We start from the raw sequence: 18,282 nt of genomic DNA, 5'->3' as shown, positions 1-18,282 counted from the left end.
AGCCGGGATCGCCTCGCTAGCCTGAGACCGTGACCGCGACCGACCCGGACCTCGCCGCCGACATCGACGCCGCCTGCCGCCTGACCGGTGAGTTCACCCTCCGCTCGGGCCAGGTCAGCCACGAGTACTTCGACAAGTACCTCTTCGAGGCCGACCCGTTGCTCCTCGCGCGGGTCGCCCGTGAGGTCGCCCAGCTGCTGCCGCACGACACCGAGCTGCTCGGTGGGCTGGAGATGGGCGGCATCCCCATCGCCACGGCGGTGAGCCAGCTGCTCGGCCTGCCGACGCTGTTCGTGCGCAAGGAGGCCAAGCAGTACGGCACCTGCAAGCTCGCCGAGGGGCCGGCGTACGACGGCAAGCGGGTGACGCTGGTCGAGGACGTGATCACCACCGGCGGGGCCGTGCGGGACGCGACGCGCGAGCTGCGTGCCGGCGGCGCCGTCGTCGACCACGTCGTGTGCGCCATCGACCGCAGCCCCGAGGGCGAGAACCCGCTGGCCGACGTGGAGCTCACCGTGCACTCGGTGCTGACCAAGGCCGACCTGGACGCCGCACGTGGCTGAGCCCGCTGCCGCGCCCGCACGGTCGCGGCTGCTGCTGCCGCTGGACCTGCTGCGCGGCTTCCTCATCGGGCTCGCCGAGCTCGTCCCCGGTGTCTCCGGCGGCACCGTCGCGCTGGTGACGGGGGTCTACGAGCAGCTCATCGGGTCCGCCTCCCACGCGCTGGTGGCGCTGAAGCGGCTCGCGCTCGGTCCGGACCGGCTCGCGGGCTTCCGTGCGGAGGTACGCCGTACCGACTGGTGGCTCGTGGTGCCGGTGCTGCTGGGCATGGCGACCGCCGTGGCCACCGTGGCCGGCACGATGGAGGGCTTCGTCACCGACCACCCCGAGCACGCCCGGGGTCTCTTCTTCGGCCTGGTCGCGGCCAGCGTCGCCGTCCCGCTGCGGATGCTGGGCGGGCCGCCGGCCACCGTGGCCGAGCAGATCCGTGAGGCGGCCGTCGTCGTCGGCGCCGCCGTGCTGGCCTACCTGTTGATCGGGCTCGCCGTCGGTGGCGACGCCGGCTCGCCGCCGATGTGGGTGGTGTTCCTCGCGGCGGCGGTCGCGATCTGCGCCCTGGCGGTGCCCGGCGTGTCCGGGTCGTTCTTCCTGCTCGCGGTCGGCCTCTACACCACGACCCTCACCGCGGTCGACGAGCGCGACCTCGGCTACCTGGCCGTCTTCGCTGCCGGCGCACTGATCGGTCTGGGCTCGTTCGTGCAGCTGCTGCGCTACCTGCTGGAGCGGCACCGCCGCGTGACGCTGCTGGCGATGGCGGGCCTGATGGTCGGTTCGCTGCGCGCCCTGTGGCCGTGGCAGTCCGTCGCCGAGGGAGCTGCGGAGGAGGCGCACGGCCCGGGGGAGCTGCTGGCGCCGTACCCGCCCACCGCGGGCCCGGTGCTGCTGGTCGCGATCGGCGTCGCCGTGGTCGTCGCGCTGATCGTGGTGGAGTCGCGGGCGTCGCGCCGTCACGCCGAGCGCTGACGCCGCGGTGCGCTAGTGCGTCTCGTGGGCGTGCTTGCGGTTGCGGAAGTACTCCCACACCATCGGGATCGCGAAGAGCACCATGATGAGGATCAGGGCGAGCTCGAGGTGCTCACCGAGCTGGGGGAACCGGCGGCCCAGGTTGTAGCCGAGCAGTGTCAGCGTCACGACCCACAGCACCGCCCCCACGAGGCTCCACACGTAGAACCGGCGGCGCGGCATGTCGGTGGCCCCGGCGACGACGGTGATGTAGGTGCGCACCACGGCGAAGAACCGGCCGATCACCAGCGCGAGCGGACCGTGGCGCTGGAAGAACTGGTGGGTGAGGTCGAAGTACTTGCGCTTGACGATGCGCCCGTCGCGCTCGTAGATCACCGGCCCGATCTTGCGCCCGATCTCGTAGCCGGTGACGTTGCCCGCGAAGGCCGCTGCCGCCATCGCCACCACCGCTGCGGTGATCTCGACCAGTGGGGGACCGGGGACGACGTCGATGTTCTCGAGGGCGATGAAGAGCCCCATCGCGAACAGCAGGATGTCGCCGGGCAGGAAGGGGAAGAAGAGCCCGCACTCGATGAAGAGGATGACGAGGCTGACCCAGATCAGGTGCTCGCCGAACTGGTCCAGCAGCCAGTCGGGATCGAGCCAGTCCATGCCGAGCAGCGCCGGAAGCACGGCGAGGATCTCAGGCACCCCTCGACACTATCCGACGGCTCCGACCGAGGTACGGCGAGGCTTGCGTAGCCTGCGTGCGTGGAGGAGCAGCCTGCAGCCAGCGAGGAGCGGCGCGCGCCGTACGACCCGATGCCGCACGGGCCGCCCGAGGTCGGCGTCGGCCCCTGGGAGGGCGAGTGGCCCACCGGTGAGCAGTACGACGCCGAGCTGCTCGCGCACGGCGACCGGCGCAACGTCGTGGACCGCTACCGCTACTGGTCGATGCCGGCCATCGTCGCCGACCTCGACGCCCGGCGGCACGACTTCCACGTCGCGATCGAGAACTGGCAGCACGACTTCAACATCGGCACCATCGTCCGTTCGGCGAACGCCTTCCTCGCCCGGGAGGTGCACATCGTCGGCAACCGACGGTGGAACAAGCGCGGCGCGATGGTGACCGACCGCTACCAGCACGTGCGGCACCACCCGACCGTCGGCGACCTGCGCGAGCACCTCGCCTCGCTGCCGGACGGGCCGGTGCCGCTGCTGGGCGTGGACAACCTGCCCGGCTCGGCGCACCTGGAGACCATGGACCTGCCGCGGTCGGTGTGCTTCCTCTTCGGCCAGGAGGGTCCGGGACTCTCCGCGTCCGCACGCGAGGCGTGCGAGGGCACCTTCTCCATCGCCCAGTTCGGCTCCACCCGCTCGATCAACGCCTCCGCGGCCGCGGCCATCGCGATGCACGCATGGGTGCGCCAGCACGCCGACCTCTCCGGCGACGCCGCCTGGCGGGGGTGAGTCCCGCCGCTCGGCTGCAGCTCAGTCCCCGCGGAGCGAACCGATCAGGTGGCGGAAGGTGAGCTCGGTGACGGCCTCGCGGGCCGGCAGGTCGGCGACCAGGTAGCCACGACCGAGGGCGCCGGCAGGCGTGAACGCGATGCTCATCCGGACCGTCGCGGCCGTCCCGTCCGGGCCGTGTGGGGTGACGGTGGCCTCGAGCCGGACCTCGCCGGGTGCGCGGACGCGCGCCGTGAGCGCGAGCACGCGTTCGTCGGCGTCGACCCCGTCGACCTGCCACAGGCCGACCGGGTCGCCCGGTGCGAGCAACGGGCGACCCGGTGGCGGATGGTGGCGGGCAGGACCGCGCACCACCCGGTCCAGGAGGCCCCGGATGCGCAACGGCGCCGCGTCGGCGTACCACTGCGGACCGTGCGCACCCGAGGCCACGACCTGCCAGGCCACCTCCGGCGCCAACGCGACGTGCGCCGAACGCCAGGAGGTGTGCAGGGTGCGGCCTCGATGCATGGGACAACGATGCCGCACCCTCGTGGTTCCGGTCAGTCGCGCTCGTAGCAGACGAAGTGCGTCAGGCCGGCCTTCCACCACGTTCGCGGGGGGAACTCGTAGACGGCGAGCTTCCGCCCGAGACGATTGCCACAGCGACGCTCCGCGTCCCGCTCGATGTTCTTGCGGCCGGGGTAACGGTCGTAGCGCGTCTTGATCACCCGCGTCGCCTTGACCTGGTGGCCGGCGTTGCAGGTCGTGTAGTAGTAGGTTCCCTTGATCGACTTCAGGCACCGGGCGATGTTGTCCGCGAGCGGCGGACGACCCAGCGGCGGGTTGCCGTTGCCGGGCAGCGGCGGCATCCAACGCGGCCGCGGCAGCGCGATGTCACACCGCACCCAGTTGGCACCGGCGTTCCGCTGGCGCCACTTGGGGATGAAGTTGTAGACCATGTAGCCGGAGAGCTGGATCCGCTTGGTGCGGCCGTCGAAGTACTTCACCAGTCCGCGCATGCACTTCTTGCTGATCTTGCGGTTCATCTTCGGCCCGAGGCTCCAGTCGGGGTTGCTGAACCGAGCGATCTTGATGGTGAGCGTCGTGTGCCGGCTGTCGCAGTCGACGGCGGGCTTGCCGTCCGCGCGTCGGCGTGCCTCCTTCGACGTCAGGTTGTGGCAGCTCCCGACCGCCGGCGGCGAGGTGTCGACCGCGGGAGCAGTCGCCGATGCGGTGTCCAGAGCGGACGAACTCGTCGGCGCGGCCATCGCCAACGTGGCGCCGAGAAGTGCGGTCAGGATGGCCAGTACGAGCGGTCGTCGCATACGTCCCCCAGCTCGGGAACCTGTCCCGAGAGTTGTGTGGTTGTCGGATTGTCACGCCCTGCCACACACGGTGCGCTGGAGGGCGCGGTGCCGGACGCTACCAGCGGTCCTCGCCGTTGACAGCAGATCGGTGAAGACGAGTGGTTCCACTAGGGTGGCGGCGTACCGATCCCTTGCCCAGGAGCGCCGAAACCATGCCGATCGCCACCCCCGAGAAGTACGCCGAGATGCTGGACGCCGCGAAGTCCGGCGCCTATGCCTTCCCCGCGATCAACGTCTCGTCCTCGCAGACGCTCAACGCGGCCCTGAAGGGGTTCGCGGATGCCGGCTCGGACGGGATCATCCAGGTCTCCACCGGTGGTGCGGAGTACCTCTCCGGCCCGACGGTGAAGGACATGGTCACCGGCTCGGTCGCGTTCGCGGCGTACGCCGCCGAGGTGGCGAAGAACTACCCGGTCAACATCGCGCTCCACACCGACCACTGCCCCAAGGACAAGCTCGACGGCTTCGTGCGGCCGCTGATCGACCTCTCCGCCGAGCGGGTCAAGCGCGGCGAGGGGCCGCTGTTCCAGTCCCACATGTGGGACGGCTCGGCCGTGCCGCTGGACGAGAACCTGCACATCGCCGAGGAGCTGCTGGAGAAGTGCGCCGCGGCCAACATCGTCCTCGAGATCGAGGTCGGTGTCGTCGGTGGCGAGGAGGACGGCGTCGAGAACGAGATCAACGAGAAGCTCTACTCCACGCCCGAGGACGCCATCGCCACCGCCCGCGCGCTCGGCCACGGCGACCGCGGGTACTACATGACCGCGCTGACCTTCGGCAACGTGCACGGCGTCTACAAGCCCGGCAACGTCAAGCTCCGCCCGGAGGTGCTCAAGCAGGCCCAGGAGGCCGTCGTGGGCGAGTTCGGCCTCGAATCAGGCTCCAAGCCGTTCCACCTGGTCTTCCACGGTGGCTCGGGCTCCACGCCGCAGGAGATCGGCGACGCGGTCGACTACGGCGTGGTGAAGATGAACGTCGACACCGACACCCAGTACGCCTTCACCCGCCCCGTGGCGGACCACATGTTCAGCAACTACACCGGCGTGCTGAAGGTCGACGGCGACGTCGGCGACAAGAAGAAGTACGACCCGCGGTCGTGGGGCAAGGCCGCCGAGGCCAACATGGCCGCGCGCGTCGTCGAGGCCTGCGAGAACCTGCGCTCGGCAGGGAAGGGGATCAACTGAGATGAGCTTCACCGGCAACGACCTGATGGCCGGGCCGCCGCCCGTCGAACTGCCCGTCGACCCCGCCAGCGAGGCGCTGGACTCGGGCGAGGCGCCCGCCGACGTGGTGCGCACCTTCCCGGCCTCGCCGGCCGCCTGGGCGGCGATGGCGGGCCAGGCGCAGGCCGACCAGGCCATCGACGTCACCGTCTACGCCTACGCGCGCGTGGGCTACCACCGCTCGCTGGACATGCTGCGCCGCAACGGCTGGAAGGGCCACGGCCCGGTGCCGTGGGAGCACGAGCCCAACCGCGGCTTCCTCACCTGCCTGGCGCTGCTGGCGACCACCGCCCGCGCCATCGGCGAGACCGACGAGTGGGAGCGCTGCTCGGAGTTCCTCCGCGAGACCAGCCCCGCGGCGTACGACGCCCTGCTGGGCTGACTCCCTCGCCGAGTCGGCGCCAACTCGGCTCCGGAAAGGGGCGAGTCGGCGCCAACTCGGCACTGCTCGCGCCGGAGCCGCCAGGAGTGAGCCGAGTTCGCGCCGACTCGGCACTCCTGTGAGCCGAGTTCACGCCGACTCGGCACTCCTGTGAGCCGAGTTCACGCCGACTCGGCGGGTCAGCGCGTCAGCAGCGTGCGGATCCGGTCGGGGCCCAGGGCGGCGAACAGCGTCGGGAGCCGCGGGCCGCGCTCGGCGTCCACCAGGAGGCCGTAGAGCAGCTTGAAGAACTCCTTCTGGTCCGCCTTGACCTCCTCGGTCGGCTTGTCCTCGAGCGCGAGCCCGCGGGCGACCTTGGGTACGCCGTAGATCACCGACGTCAGCGCCTCGGAGTCGTCGAAGTCCGCGGGGAGCGAGAGCAGCAGCAGCCGCAGCCACTCACCCTCCTGGTCGCTCAGCGCGGCCAGCTGGTCGGTCGCGGGGGTCTCGCGCACCGTGGTGCGGTCCTCGGGGGCGACGTACTCGTTCGTCCACGTCATCGCCTTGGTCAGCCGCGGCTCGAGCTCCTCGACCGAGGAGTGCGCGTGGCCGACCTGGCGGATCGTGGCCGAGATCAGGTCCGCGGACTCGGCGGTCACGTCGGCGACCGAGGACAGCATCCGGAACGGGACGACGACCTCCGGCGTGCGCAGGCGCCCCGCGCTGCCGGTCGAGGCGGCCCGCTCCCAGGCCAGCACCGCCGCGTCGCGCTTGTCCGGGTCGGTGGCCTTGCGACCCAGCGCGTCCCACTCGTCATAGAGGCGCAGCACCTCGGCGCCGAAGTCGACGTTGAAGGCCTGCTTGGGCTGGCGGCGTACGTAGAGCCACCGCAGGATCGGCGCCTCCAGGATCCGCAGCGCGTCCGACGCGGTCGGCACACCGCCCTTGGAGGAGGACATCTTCGGCATGCCGGCCACGCCGACGAAGGAGTAGGCGACGAACGAGGGCGCGCTGCCGCCGAAGATCGGACCGACCAGGTCCTTGCCGACGGTGTAGGAGGACCCCGGCGTCGCGTGGTCGACGCCGCCGGGCTCGAAGTGGACGCCCTCGTGGGTCCACCGCATCGGCCAGTCGACCTTCCAGACCAGCTTGCCCTCGTCCTCGGTCGCGACGTTGGTGACGTGCGCCTCGCCGCAGGTGTCGCAGGTGTAGGACAGGTCGGTGGTCTCGTCGTCGTACGCCGTCAGCGTGACGGTGTCGCGGCCGCAGCCCTTGCAGTAGGGCTTGTAGGGGAACCGTGCGAGCGAGCCGGCGATGCTGCCCTCGGTGTCGTCGTCGGTGTCCCCGTTGCCCTTCTTGGTGCGGTAGGAGGCCATGACCGCCTCGATCTCGTCGCGCTTGCGGATCGCGGTGAGGATCTGGTCGCGGTAGGCGCCGCTGCGGTACATCGCGGTCTGGTCGACCTCGACCATCTCGCAGCCCATCTCGGCGAGCGCCGCGCGCAGCGGGGCCTTGAACCGCTCGGCCCAGCTGTCGTACTCACCGGTCGGGTCCGGCACCGCCGACAGGGGGCGACCGATGTGCTCGCTCCACGACTCGTCGGTGCCGGCGGGCACCTTGCGGAACCGGTCGTAGTCGTCCCAGCTGTGCAGGTGGCGCACGTTGATGCCGCGCCCGCGGATCTCCTCGGCGACGAAGTGCACGGTGAGGAACTCGCGCAGGTTGCCCAGGTGGATCGGCCCCGAGGGACTGATGCCCGAGGCGCAGGTGATGAGCTCGGGCAGCTCGCCGTCGTCGGTCGTCGACTGTGCGTGCCGCAGCGCCATGTCGGCGGTGCGGGTGACCCAGTCGGTCGGCGGTCCGGTGTTCTTGCGTCGTGCCACGTCGGGCAACTCTAGGGCGTCCGGGGCCGGCGGCGTACGTCGTGGTGCGCCGTACCCCTTCCTGTGATAGAGACGGGAGTGATGGACACCCAGCAGAGTGATCTCGTCGAGCGGCTGCGTGCCGCACTCACCCACGAGCCCTCCACCACCGAGGGCGAGATGCAGGGAGGCGTGTCCTTCCTCGTCCGTGACGAGGTGGTCGCGGTCGTCCGCCCGCGCGGTGACCTGCTCGTGTCGGTGGACCCGTCCCGGTTCGCCGAGCTCGCCACCCGCGCCGGCGCCGCGCCCGCGGAGTCCGACGGTCGCGCGATGGGGCCGAGCTGGATCAGCGTCGCCGAGGACGACCTCGGTCGCGAGGCGCAGCTGCACTTCTGGGTCGAGGTGGCGTTGGAGCACAACGCCCACACGACCGGCTCCTGACTAGCGCGCCGGCACCGCCAGGGCGTACGCCGCCTGCTCGAGCCGCCAGGTGCGGCTGCGGACCGGCCCGGAGAGCTCGCCGTCGGCGCTGCAGGTGAAGGTGCCGCCGTTCACGGCGACCTCCCGGGCACGCAGTGTCGTCACGTTCTCGTGCTCGGGGTGGCGGCGCAGCGCGACCCCGGCGGCGTAGCGCAGGGTGGCGGAGAAGCTCTCGGGGGAGGCGACGAGCACGTCGATGTGCCCGTCGGAGGGGTTGGCGCCGGGAGCGAGTTCGGTGCCGCCGCCGACCGAGGAGCCGTTCGCGAGCACGACCATGAGGACCGGACGGTCCAGGTCGGTCACGACGTCGCCGTCGGCGGTGACGCGCACCCGGACGGTGGTGGGCTTCACCGCCGCGACGGCCGCGCCGATGGGGTAGCCGAGCTTGCCGAGGTTGACCTTGCCGACGCCGACCCGGCCCAGGCGTTGCTTCCACCGGGCGCCGTGCTCGCCCGCCGTGGCGCCAGCACCGAAGTGGACGCTGTTGACCACGATGCCGCCGGCGTCGTCGAGCAGCACGTCCATCGGCCGGTCGGTGCCCTCCAGCACGGTCCTCGCCGCGAGGTCGGCGTCCAGCGGGATGCCCAGCGAGCGGGCGAGGTCGTTGCCGGTGCCCAGCGGCAGCAGGCCCAGCGTGGCGCCGCGCAGCTCGCCGCGACGGTGCAGCGCAGCGACCACCGCGTGCATGCTGCCGTCGCCGCCGGCCACGACGATGCGCCGCGAGCCCGCCGAGGCGAGCACGTCGTCGAGCTCCTCGGGTGTCGCGGTGGCGCAGAGCTCGACCTCGGCCTGCTCGCGCAGGATCGCGACGGCCCCGCGGACGGTCTCCTGGTCGGCGGTGCCGGCGTCGGCGTTGGTGATGACGAGCATCGGGGTCACCGCGCCACTGTAGAGGTGCCGCGAGCGGGGTCCGTCAGGACCGGACCATGTCCTCGGTGGACCAGTAGGCACGCATGCTGGTGATCCGTCCCTCGTCGTCGAAACTCATCACGTCGATGGGCGCCAGGGTGAAGGTGCGGCCGCCTGCCTGCGTCACCAGTTCGAAGCCGAACGCCGCCTCGTTGCCGGCGATGCGGACCTCGCCGAGCCGGCTCCGTTGCTCCAGCGGCTCGACCGCCGCGTAGAACTCGGCGATGGCCGCCGGGGTGTCGAGCACACCGCTGCCGACGGGGTCCTCGATGGTCGCGCCGTCGGCGTACAACGCCACGACCTCGTCGGCAGTGCCGGTCGCGACGAGGTCCACGTAGCGCTGGATGGTCCCGAGAATGGTCTGCCGGTCGGCGGTCACGTGTCCTCCTGTGCGTCGGGGCCCGGAGCGCGGCCCGCCGCAGAACTTACAACGATCGTGGCGAGTCCGGGACCCGGCGGGACGTGGTGAGGGACGGGATGTCAGGCAGGCGGTGCCGACGGCAGGACAATCTGTCCCTCCTCGCACCCGCCGGACTCTGGTGATCTGGGTCTCATCCGACGAGCGACCACGAAAGGGACGGTCATGACGAACCCGACCGACGAGGCCCACCTGCGGGTGGCGATCGACCAGGCCCGGCAGGGCTGGGACGAGGGAGGCGTGCCCATCGGGGCCGCCCTGGTGCGTGACGGCGAGGTGGTCGCGGTCGGCCGCAACCGGCGGATCCAGCTCGGCAGCGCGATCCGGCACGGCGAGACCGACTGCATCGAGAACGCCGGCCGGCTGCCCGCCTCGGTCTACCGCGAGTGCGTCCTCTACACCACGCTCTCGCCGTGCTTCATGTGCGCGGGCACGGCGCTGCTCTACCGCATCCCCCGCATCGTGGTGGGGGAGAACCACTCCTTCGAGGCCTCCGAGGACTGGTTGCGCTCCCACGGCGTGCAGGTCGACGTGCTCGACGACCCCGAGTGCCGGGCGCTGATGGAGCGCATGATGACCGAGCGGGCCGAGATCTGGTTCGAGGACATCGGCGAGATCGGGGAGCGGGCATGAGCGAGGAGCGCACCACCGGCGTCGAGGACGCCGTCATCGACCCCGACTACCCGCTGGACCCGGTGCCGCCGCACGCCCGGCGCGGCCTCCTGCCGCTGTCCCTGGTGCTGCTCGGGTTCACCTTCTTCACGCCGACGATGCTGGTGGGGGCCCAGGTCGGTGCGGCGTTCACGCTCGGCGACTTCCTGCTGGTGATGCTCCTGGGCAGCGCCGTGCTCGGGGTGTACGTCGCGATGCTCGCCCTGGTCGGCGCCCGCACCCGGCTCACCACGGTGATGCTGAGCCGCTACACGCTCGGCACGCAGGGCTCGAAGCTCGCCTCGCTGCTGCTGGGCTTCACCCAGATCGGCTGGTACGGCGTCGGCGTGGCCACGCTGGGCAACCTGATCGCCGAGGCGCTGGGCTGGGGCAGCGCCGGCGCCACGCTGTGGATGGTGGTGGGCACCGTCGTCATGGGCACGACCGCCTACTTCGGCTTCCGGGGCCTGTTCTGGCTCTCCGCGGTGAGTGTGCCGCTGATGTTCCTACTGGCCGCCTGGGTGGTGCTCCGCTCGGTGGAGGAGGTCGGCGGCTGGGACGCCATGGCCGCGATCGAGCCCACCGACCAGATGTCCACGACCCTGGCGCTGACCCTCATCGTCGGCACCTTCGTCAGCGGCGGCACCCAGGTCTCGAACTGGACCCGCTTCGCCCGCAACGGCCGCCAGGCCTTCGGCGCCGGGCTGATCGCCTTCATGGTGGGCAACGGGCTGATGCTGTTCTTCGGCGCCATCGGTGCGATCGCGTTCGGCGAGGCCGACTTCGTCCTGGTGCTCTACAACCTGGGCCTGATCGTGTGGGGCGTGGTGCTGCTCATCGGCAACATCTGGACCACGAACGACAACACCGCCTACGCCTTCAGCGTCGCGGGTGCCGAGATCGCCAACTGGCCCTCGAAGAAGCCGTTCGTCGTGGGCGGCGTCGCGATCGGCGGCCTGCTGGCGATCACCGGTATCTACGACAGCCTCATCAGCTACCTGGTCTGGCTCAGCATCCTGATCCCGCCGCTGGGTGGCACGCTGATCGGCGACTGGTGGTGCCGCTGGCGCCACGGCGTGCCGGAGCGGGCGGCGTACGCGTTCCGCACCGTGGAGTGGCGCTGCCTGGCGGCGTACGCCGTCGGCGTGGCTGCCGCCTTCACCGCCGACCAGCAGGGCTGGGGCCTGCCGGCGGTGATCGGGATCCTGGTCGCCCTCGCCGCCGCGGTCGCGCTCAACCCCGCGTGGCAGCGGCGCGAGGAGGTCGCGGACGCGGACGGGTTGCCGCAGCGCACCCCGTGAGCAAGGGTGATCCGGGTGCAGATCCCCCTGTCCGAGATCCTCGCCCTCCCCTCGGTGCGCCGCGGTGCGCCCCACGTCGAGCACGCGGGCACCGGGGAGTGCTGGATCCGCCGGGTGCACTCCTCGGAGGTCTTCGAGATGGGGCCGCTGTTGCGCGGTGGTGAGCTGCTGCTCACCACCGGGCTGGGCCTGAAGGGGCTCTCGCCGACCCGCCTGGAGGCCTACGTCGACGCGCTGGCCGACGCCGGCCTCTCAGCGCTGGCCGTGGAGCTCGGTCGCACCTTCGCCGCGCTGCCGCCGCCGCTGGTGGTGGCGGCGCGGCGGCGCGACCTGGTGCTGCTGACCTTCCGGGAGGTGGTGCCCTTCGAGGAGGTCGTCGAGGCGTTCCACGACCTGGTCAAGGAGCGGGAGTTCGGTGACCTGCGCGCCGGCGAGCGCATCTGGCAGCACCTGCTCGACTGCGTCCTGGCCGAGCAGGGGCTGCCCGAGCTGCTGCGCCGGATCGCCGCCCTGGCCGACGGCGAGGCCCACCTGCTCGCCAACGACGGCCGGGTCGTCGCGGCGAGCACCACCACGGGCCGGGCGGCGGCGCCCGAACCGGGTGGCCACCACCGCTCGGTCGAGCTCGCCGACACCCACTGGGGGTCGCTGGTGGTCACCGGTGCCCGGGCCGAGGACCTCGAGGCCGTGCTGGACCGAGGCGTCGTGGCCGTCCGGCTGGAGCTGCTGCGGGCCGGGTCCGCGCAGGAGCCGGCCATGCTCGACAGCGCGCTGCTGCGCGACATCGTCGAGGACCGGGTGCCGTCCACCGAGGAGCTGCACTCCCGCTTCGAGGTCGCCGGCCTCGCGGTCGACGCCGAGACCGCCGTGGTGGGGCTCGCGGTCGCGGGTGACCGGCGTACGCCGAAGGCCTCCCTGGTCGCGGCGACCCGCCGCGTCTGCCGCGCACACCTGGGTGCCTGCGTCGTCGGGCCCGTCGGCGACGAGGTCCTGGCGCTCGCCCGGGCGCCCCGGGGCGGTGACGCCGGCCTGCGCGAGCAGCTGGCCTCCATGTGCGCCTCACTCACGGTGGAGGAGACCGGTGGCCACGGCATCGTCGCGGTGGCCGGTGGCGAGCCGGCGACCGGCCTGGACGGCGTGACCGCGTCGCTCGGGCAGGCGCGCAGCGTCGCGACCATCGCCCGGCGGCTCGGGCTGCGGGCCGAGCCCATGCTGGCGCGCGACTGGGGGATCTACCGGCTGCTGGCGCACCTGACCGGTACGCCGGAGCTCACCGAGTTCCTGCGCGAGCAGGTCGGCCCACTGCTGGACAACGATGCCGAGCACGGCACCGACCTGGTGCGCACCCTGGACACCTACCTGCAGCAGGGGCTCGGCAAGACCGAGACCGCCAAGGCGCTCGGCATCCGCCGCCAGACGCTCTACAACCGCCTGGACCGGATCAACCAGGTGCTCGGGCGCGATGCCTTCGACGGGCACGAGAGCAGGACCGCGCTCGGGCTCGCCCTGCACGCGTGGCGGCTCCGGACCGGTGTGGACCCGGGGCGGGCCCACACCTGATCCGGGCGGGAGAGGCCGCGGAAGATGCGGCTCAGGCCTCGCTCATCGCGCGCAGGTGGGCGCCCACCTCGGCGACGACCGCGAGCGCCAGCTGCTCGGTGGTGTCGCCCTCCGGCTCGGCGATGATCGCGTCGAGGTTGCCCTGCCGCAGCAGCGCGAGCGCACCGACCTCCTGGTCCTGGGCCATCTCCGCGGCGTGGGAGGTGTCGCCGTGGACGATGACGCTGGCGCCCTCGGGCGGCAGCGGCGAGAGCCAGCCGTGCTCGGTGGCCAGCACCACCCGGGCCGGGAGGAGTGCCAGGGCACCGCCACCGCAGCCCTCGCCGAGGATGACCGACACCGACGGCACCGGGAGGGTGACCATGGTGGCGATGCAACGGGCGATCTCGCCCGCGATGGCCTTCTCCTCGGCCTCCGGCGACAGCTCGGCACCGGGGGTGTCGATGATCGTCACCAGTGGCAGCCTCAGGTCGGCGGCCAGCCGCATCGCACGCCGCGCCTCGCGCAGTGCGCCGGGCCCCATCGGGGTCGCGGCACTCTGGCGGGAGCGGTCCTGCCCCACGACGACGCACGGCTGGCCGTCCAGTCGCGTCAGCGCCACGATCACGGTCTCGTCGCGCTCGCCCTCGTCGGTGCCGCGCAGCCGCAGCGTGTGGTCGGCACCGAGCCGGAGCAGGTCGCGCACCCCGACCCGGTCGGCGTCACGCGTCCGGGTGATGGAGTCCCACACCGGTGCGTGGTCCTCCAGCGGCAGCTTCGGCCGGCGGGTCAGCCGGCTCGGGGTCGCCGGCGAGGTCAGCACCTCGAGGGCGTTGGAGACCAGCTCGGGCAGCTCCTCCGGCGGGACGACGGCGTCGATGACGCCCTTCGCGGCGAGGTTCTCCGCCGTCTGCACGCCCTCGGGGAACTCCTCCCCGTTGAGGGCCTCGAACACCTTCGGGCCGAGGAAGCCGACCATCGCGCCGGGCTCGGCAACGGTGACGTGCCCGAGCGACCCCCACGAGGCGTAGACGCCGCCGGTGGTCGGGTGCCGCAGGTGCACCAGGTAGGGCAGCCCGGCCGCACGGTGGTCCATCAGCGCCCGCGAGATGTCGACCATCCGGATGAAGGCACGCGTGCCCTCCTGCATCCGCGTGCCCCCGGAGGACGTGCTCGCCAGCACCGGCAGCCCCTCGGCCGTGGCGCGGCGTACGGCGCTGGTGATGCGTTCGGCCGCCGCGGTCCCGATCGAGCCCGCCAGGAAGCGGAACTCGTTGACCACGAACGCCACCGGGCGGCCCCGCACCGTGCCCCGCCCGGTGAGCACCGACTCGTCGGTGCCGGCGCGCTCCGTGGCCGCCTCCAGCTGTGCGCGGTACTCCGCCGGGTGGGCGCTGGTGTCGACCGGCGTGTCCCAGGACTCGTACGAGCCCTCGTCCAGCACCAGGTCGATCAGCTCCCGGGCGCCCCATCGCCGCTGCTTGCTCATGGGCACAGATCCCACCACACGCCTCAGCCGAGCCGCGTGCGCGCTCGGGTGGCGAGCTCGGCCAGCGCGGCCGGGAAGATCTCGGCCGGCGGCGTCACCAGTCCGGCCCCCACCTGTCCGACACCGGCGAGCTTGCCGGCCATGCCGGTGTTGATCTGCGGCAGGATGCCGGTGCGGCACACCCGGCTGACGTCGATGCCCGTCGGCGCGCCCCGGAAGTCCAGCACCGGGATCTGCCAGCGCGGGTTCTCGCCCAGGGTGATCTCACCCATCCGCTCGGTGGTGGCGAACGCGTCGGGCACCGTCCCGCCCACGAACCGCACGATCGCCGGCGCCGTGGCCATGGAGAAGCCACCCAGCCCGGACGTCTCGGTGATCGCGGAGTCGCCGATGTCGGGGTTGGCGTCGTCGGGACCGAAGTCACCGAGGAAGAGGCCGTCGGCCAGCTGGGCCGGACCGGTGAACCACTGGTCGCCGGTGCCGGCGACCTGGATGCCGAACTCCGTGCCGTTGCGGGCCATCGCGACCACCATCGTCGAGCCCTCGATGCCGCGGGCGGCGTCGAGCGCCAGCTTGCAGGCCGGCATCGCGAGGTTGAGGAAGAAGTGGTCGTTGCCGCCGATGAAGCGCAGCACCTCGGCCACGTCGGTGGAGGGGTGCTCGGAGGCGGCCATGGCCGGACCGAGGTCGCGCAGCAGCATCAGCGTGCCGGCGCGGTTGCGGTTGTGGGCCTCGTCGCCCATCTGCAGCATCTGCGACAGGATCGCGGTGATGTCGACCGGGCCGGCCGCGCGTACGGCGTCGCGCAGCACGGGGCCGAGCACGTCGGCCATCCAGCGCAGCTTGTCCAGCACCTCGGGTGCGTAGGCGCCGTAGCGGAGCACCTTGCCCAGGCCCTCGTTGAGCGAGCAGAACGTACGCCGTCCGCTCTCGGGGTCCTCCAGCACGAACATCCACATCGAGGGCGACACGACACCGGCCATCGGGCCCACGGCGGCGTGGTGGTGGCACGGCTCGAGCGTCCAGGTGCCGTCGGCCAGGTGCGGCTCGGCGTCCTCGGGGGTGTCGACCAGACCCTCGAAGGCGGCCGCGCCCAGCAGCGCACCGCGCAGCGGACCGGAGGCGTGCTCCCAGGTGATCGGCGGCCCGGCGTGCAGGAACTGGCCGGGCTCGAGGCCGAGCACCTCGCGGGCCGGCGCCACGTCGACCAGGTGGGCGTTCGTGGCGAGCATCGCCGCGAGGGCGCGCTCGTTGGCCTCGCGGCGCAGCGGGTCCGCGGCGACGGCGGCGAGGTCGCCCTCGGTGTCGGCCATCGGCGGCTGCCAGTCGACCCGGGTCACGGGCACGGCCTGGTCGGCCACGGCGTCGGCGAACAGGCCGGCGCCGACGGCGACGACCCCGGTCGGGGGAGTGGTGGGGTTGGTCATCACTGGCCTCACTTCACGAGCTCGACCGCCCGGCGCGTGGCCTGGGCGTTGGACAGGTACACCTCGGCGCCGGCGTCGGCGAGCGCGGCCGCCTGGGCCTCCAGGCGCTGCGGGTCGCCGGCGGTGCCGACACAGGCGACGACGACGGGGATCTCCCGCTGGGCACGGGCCTCGCGGATCGCCGGGGCGAGCGACGCGGCCGGGTCCGACTCCGCGCCGTGGCCGAGCACCACGTCGAGCAGCAGGACGCCGGTCTCGGGGTCGGCGGCGGCGCGGGAGAGGTGCTCCAGCCGCAGCGTCGGGTCGATCATCGGGTGCGCGCGGCCCTGGGTCAGGCCGTCGTCGCCGAAGTCGACCATGGTGTGGCCGGCGTGCTGCAACGAGGAGTCGAGCGCCAGCGACGGGTCGAGCGGGATGTTGGACCGCACCTCGCCGAGCTCCTCGCTGGCGATGAGCATGGCCTCGTCGCACAGCGTGCCGCCCACGAAGAGACCGCGGACGAAGGAGCCGCCGGCGGACGTGGCCGGCGTGCCCCAGTGCGGCCAGGCCGGTACGTCGTGACCGGCGCTGCCCAGCACCTGCTCGGCAGCGGTGGTCAGGTCGGGCTGGCCCGGGCCGAGCAGGGCGAGCTCGACCGGCGTCGAGAGCTCCTCGGCCAGGCGGCGTACCTCCTCGGCGACCTCCGGGCTGGGGGGCTTGGAGACGACGACGATCTGCTCGATGGTCGGGTCCGCGTCCAGGCGGCGCAGCGCCGCCTTGGTGGAGAGGCCGCCCACGTCGGACTTCGGGTCGCGACCGCCGACGCCGAGGGCGGCGGAGACGCCGACGCCCGCCGCGTCGAGCAGGCACAGCAGCTGCTGGCAGCCCGTGCCGGACGCGGCGACGATGCCGACCGGACCCGGGTTGACGACGTTGGCGAAGCCCAGGCCCAGGCCGCCGACGACGGCGGTGCCGCAGTCGGGGCCCATGACCAGCAGGTCGCGCTCGGCCGCGACCTGCTTGAGGCGCACCTCCTGCTCGACCGGCACGTTGTCGCTGAAGAGCATCACGTCGTGGCCGGCGTCGAGGGCGTCCATCGCCTCGACGAACGCGTTCGCACCGGGCACCGACACCAGCGCCAGGTCGCCCCGGCCGAGGGTGAAGGCGGAGCCGGTCGTGCGCGGCGGCGCCTCCTCGGCGGTGCCACCACCGGAGGGACGCGAGCGGATCGCCGCGAGGGCGGCGTCCACCGCCGCCAGTGCGGTGTCGCGGGCGTCCTCGTCGTCGAGCCGGAGCGCGACGACCATGTCGTTGGGCGTCGCCTCGGGGATGTCGAAGCCCATCTGCTCGAGCACCTCGAGGTTGAGGGGGGTCGCCATGGCGACCTGCGCCGCGGCGACGCCGGACGTCGTGGCGACGTCCCGGCTCACCTGCAGCAGGCTCACCGAGTCGGCGTACGCGCCGGCTCGGAGCTCCACGTGGGTCACGGTCATCGGTTGGTCCTTCCGCTGTGGATGGGTGCGAGCGTCAGTCCGAGGGCGAGGCCGGCCCCGGAGGTGTGGCCGACCGCCACCAGTGCTGCCAGGGCTGCGGTGGCGCGGCCGGGGTCGGGGAGGCTGCGGACGAGGGCGGCGAACTCGGGGAGCACGTCGCCGTCCACCGCGCAGGCGAGCAGCTGTGCCGACAGCGCCGTCGTACGCCGGTGCGCGAGATGGGTGATCTCCTCGGCGACCGCGGTGGTGGCCGCGGCGTTGCCGGCCGCGACCGCGGTGGCGAGGTAGCCGCAGAGCACGTCGTCGCCGACCGGCGTCAGGCCCGAGCCGCGCCCGAGCAGGTCCGCCACGCAGGCGGGGTCGCCCTCGCGGAGGGCGGCCAGTGCCGCGGCGGGCAGCTCGTCGGCCACGGCGCGGACCGCGGGGTGGTCGGTGATGGTCGGGAGGCCGTCGGTGGCGTCGGACGGGAGGGCGGGGACGCCGGCGTCGACGTAGCGACCGACCCGGAGCTCCAGGTCGGCAATCCTGAGGGTGTCGGACCCGACGATGCCGACGGCGCCGTGGGGGAGGTCCAGGGTGGTGAGCGCGGTGCGCAGCCCGCAGGGCACCGCGCGGGCGTGGACGCCCAGCACCGCGAGGCAGCCGCCGTCACTGAGGTGGAGGTACGCCGCGTCCGCTCCGCTGTGGACCACGGTGCCGGAGCGCTCCGGGCCGGCCAGCATCGCCGCCGTCGCCGGCGTCGCGGCCGCCATGAGGCGGCGGCGTTCGTCCGCGACCCCACGTGCGTCGGCGCTGGCTGGGTTGGCGGGCATACCGGGACGGTAGTGACTC

Annotated in this window: 19 protein-coding genes; 9 read left to right on the top strand and 10 right to left on the bottom strand. The window is 72.6% G+C overall.

What is annotated here, in order from left to right:
* Positions 1–29 precede the first annotated feature (29 nt).
* Both pyrE and KUV85_RS11220 read left to right on the top strand, forming a co-directional pair.
* Positions 30–563 (top strand): orotate phosphoribosyltransferase, encoded by a 534-nt coding sequence (pyrE, locus tag KUV85_RS11225; protein ID WP_219959980.1) that lies wholly within the window; start codon positions 30–32, stop codon positions 561–563.
* Positions 556–1,524, top strand: a complete 969-nt coding sequence (locus tag KUV85_RS11220) for a DUF368 domain-containing protein (RefSeq protein ID WP_219959979.1) — start codon at positions 556–558, stop codon at positions 1,522–1,524. The genes pyrE and KUV85_RS11220 overlap by 8 nt, the downstream gene beginning before the upstream one ends.
* A gap of 12 nt (positions 1,525–1,536) precedes the next feature.
* Here KUV85_RS11220 and KUV85_RS11215 read toward each other — a convergent pair whose 3' ends face one another.
* The gene (locus KUV85_RS11215) at positions 1,537–2,214 is read right to left on the bottom strand and encodes a DedA family protein (RefSeq protein ID WP_219959978.1); all 678 of its coding nucleotides are present in this window, start codon (positions 2,212–2,214) and stop codon (positions 1,537–1,539) included.
* 111 nt (positions 2,215–2,325) lie between these two features.
* Between KUV85_RS11215 and KUV85_RS11210 the strand changes: the two genes are divergently transcribed.
* Positions 2,326–2,973 (top strand): TrmH family RNA methyltransferase, encoded by a 648-nt coding sequence (locus KUV85_RS11210; RefSeq protein ID WP_237690281.1) that lies wholly within the window; start codon positions 2,326–2,328, stop codon positions 2,971–2,973.
* 21 nt (positions 2,974–2,994) lie between these two features.
* On the opposite strand, the gene KUV85_RS11205 is transcribed toward KUV85_RS11210, so the two are convergent.
* Together KUV85_RS11205 and KUV85_RS11200 are read right to left on the bottom strand one after the other, a co-directional pair.
* Entirely contained in the window at positions 2,995–3,480 is a 486-nt protein-coding gene (locus KUV85_RS11205; protein ID WP_219959976.1) for a DUF2867 domain-containing protein, read from the bottom strand.
* A gap of 32 nt (positions 3,481–3,512) precedes the next feature.
* Complete coding sequence (locus KUV85_RS11200; protein WP_219959975.1) at positions 3,513–4,277, bottom strand: hypothetical protein; 765 nt, start codon at positions 4,275–4,277, stop codon at positions 3,513–3,515.
* Between the two features lie 194 nt (positions 4,278–4,471).
* Between KUV85_RS11200 and fbaA the strand changes: the two genes are divergently transcribed.
* Together fbaA and KUV85_RS11190 are read left to right on the top strand one after the other, a co-directional pair.
* Positions 4,472–5,503, top strand: coding sequence for a class II fructose-bisphosphate aldolase (gene fbaA / locus KUV85_RS11195; protein ID WP_219959974.1), 1,032 nt, complete (start codon positions 4,472–4,474; stop codon positions 5,501–5,503).
* A gap of 1 nt (position 5,504) precedes the next feature.
* Complete coding sequence (locus KUV85_RS11190) at positions 5,505–5,924, top strand: DUF3151 domain-containing protein (protein ID WP_219959973.1); 420 nt, start codon at positions 5,505–5,507, stop codon at positions 5,922–5,924.
* Positions 5,925–6,103: 179 nt separating this feature from the next.
* Here KUV85_RS11190 and lysS read toward each other — a convergent pair whose 3' ends face one another.
* Positions 6,104–7,786 carry a lysine--tRNA ligase gene (lysS, locus tag KUV85_RS11185; RefSeq protein WP_219959972.1) on the bottom strand — a complete coding sequence of 561 codons (1,683 nt, stop codon included), beginning with the start codon at positions 7,784–7,786 and terminating at the stop codon, positions 6,104–6,106.
* Between the two features lie 81 nt (positions 7,787–7,867).
* Between lysS and KUV85_RS11180 the strand changes: the two genes are divergently transcribed.
* Positions 7,868–8,206, top strand: a complete 339-nt coding sequence (locus tag KUV85_RS11180; RefSeq protein ID WP_219959971.1) for a hypothetical protein — start codon at positions 7,868–7,870, stop codon at positions 8,204–8,206.
* Here the strand turns inward: KUV85_RS11180 and KUV85_RS11175 are convergent, their stop codons facing one another.
* The gene (locus KUV85_RS11175) at positions 8,207–9,115 is read right to left on the bottom strand and encodes a diacylglycerol/lipid kinase family protein (protein WP_237690280.1); all 909 of its coding nucleotides are present in this window, start codon (positions 9,113–9,115) and stop codon (positions 8,207–8,209) included.
* A 43-nt stretch (positions 9,116–9,158) separates the two neighbouring features.
* The gene (locus KUV85_RS11170; RefSeq protein WP_219959969.1) at positions 9,159–9,533 is read right to left on the bottom strand and encodes a nuclear transport factor 2 family protein; all 375 of its coding nucleotides are present in this window, start codon (positions 9,531–9,533) and stop codon (positions 9,159–9,161) included.
* A gap of 204 nt (positions 9,534–9,737) precedes the next feature.
* Here KUV85_RS11170 and KUV85_RS11165 point away from each other — a divergent pair, with 204 nt between their 5' ends.
* Genes KUV85_RS11165 through KUV85_RS11155 form a run of 3 tightly spaced genes read left to right on the top strand, consistent with a single transcriptional unit; the run spans position 9,738 to position 13,084 of the window.
* Positions 9,738–10,205, top strand: coding sequence for a nucleoside deaminase (locus KUV85_RS11165; protein ID WP_219959968.1), 468 nt, complete (start codon positions 9,738–9,740; stop codon positions 10,203–10,205).
* Positions 10,202–11,524, top strand: coding sequence for a cytosine permease (gene codB, locus KUV85_RS11160; protein ID WP_219959967.1), 1,323 nt, complete (start codon positions 10,202–10,204; stop codon positions 11,522–11,524). Before KUV85_RS11165 ends, codB begins: the two co-directional genes overlap by 4 nt.
* 15 nt (positions 11,525–11,539) lie before the next feature.
* Positions 11,540–13,084 carry a helix-turn-helix domain-containing protein gene (locus KUV85_RS11155; RefSeq protein ID WP_219959966.1) on the top strand — a complete coding sequence of 515 codons (1,545 nt, stop codon included), beginning with the start codon at positions 11,540–11,542 and terminating at the stop codon, positions 13,082–13,084.
* A 31-nt stretch (positions 13,085–13,115) separates the two neighbouring features.
* Here KUV85_RS11155 and KUV85_RS11150 read toward each other — a convergent pair whose 3' ends face one another.
* Genes KUV85_RS11150 through KUV85_RS11135 form a run of 4 tightly spaced genes read right to left on the bottom strand, consistent with a single transcriptional unit; the run spans position 13,116 to position 18,263 of the window.
* A complete protein-coding gene (locus tag KUV85_RS11150; RefSeq protein WP_219959965.1) occupies positions 13,116–14,552 on the bottom strand; it encodes a carboxyl transferase domain-containing protein in 1,437 nt (478 codons plus the stop codon).
* A 23-nt stretch (positions 14,553–14,575) separates the two neighbouring features.
* A complete protein-coding gene (locus KUV85_RS11145; protein ID WP_219959964.1) occupies positions 14,576–15,979 on the bottom strand; it encodes a DUF1116 domain-containing protein in 1,404 nt (467 codons plus the stop codon).
* An 8-nt stretch (positions 15,980–15,987) separates the two neighbouring features.
* Entirely contained in the window at positions 15,988–17,451 is a 1,464-nt protein-coding gene (locus KUV85_RS11140) for a hypothetical protein (protein WP_219959963.1), read from the bottom strand.
* Positions 17,448–18,263, bottom strand: coding sequence for a DUF2877 domain-containing protein (locus tag KUV85_RS11135; protein ID WP_219959962.1), 816 nt, complete (start codon positions 18,261–18,263; stop codon positions 17,448–17,450). The genes KUV85_RS11140 and KUV85_RS11135 overlap by 4 nt, the downstream gene beginning before the upstream one ends.
* Between the last annotated feature and the right edge of the window lie 19 nt (positions 18,264–18,282).

Source organism: Nocardioides panacisoli (assembly GCF_019448235.1).
Classification (GTDB): domain Bacteria; phylum Actinomycetota; class Actinomycetes; order Propionibacteriales; family Nocardioidaceae; genus Nocardioides; species Nocardioides panacisoli_A.
The sequence above is the reverse complement of the archived record's forward strand: the minus strand, read 5'-3'. Positions and strand labels throughout refer to the sequence as shown.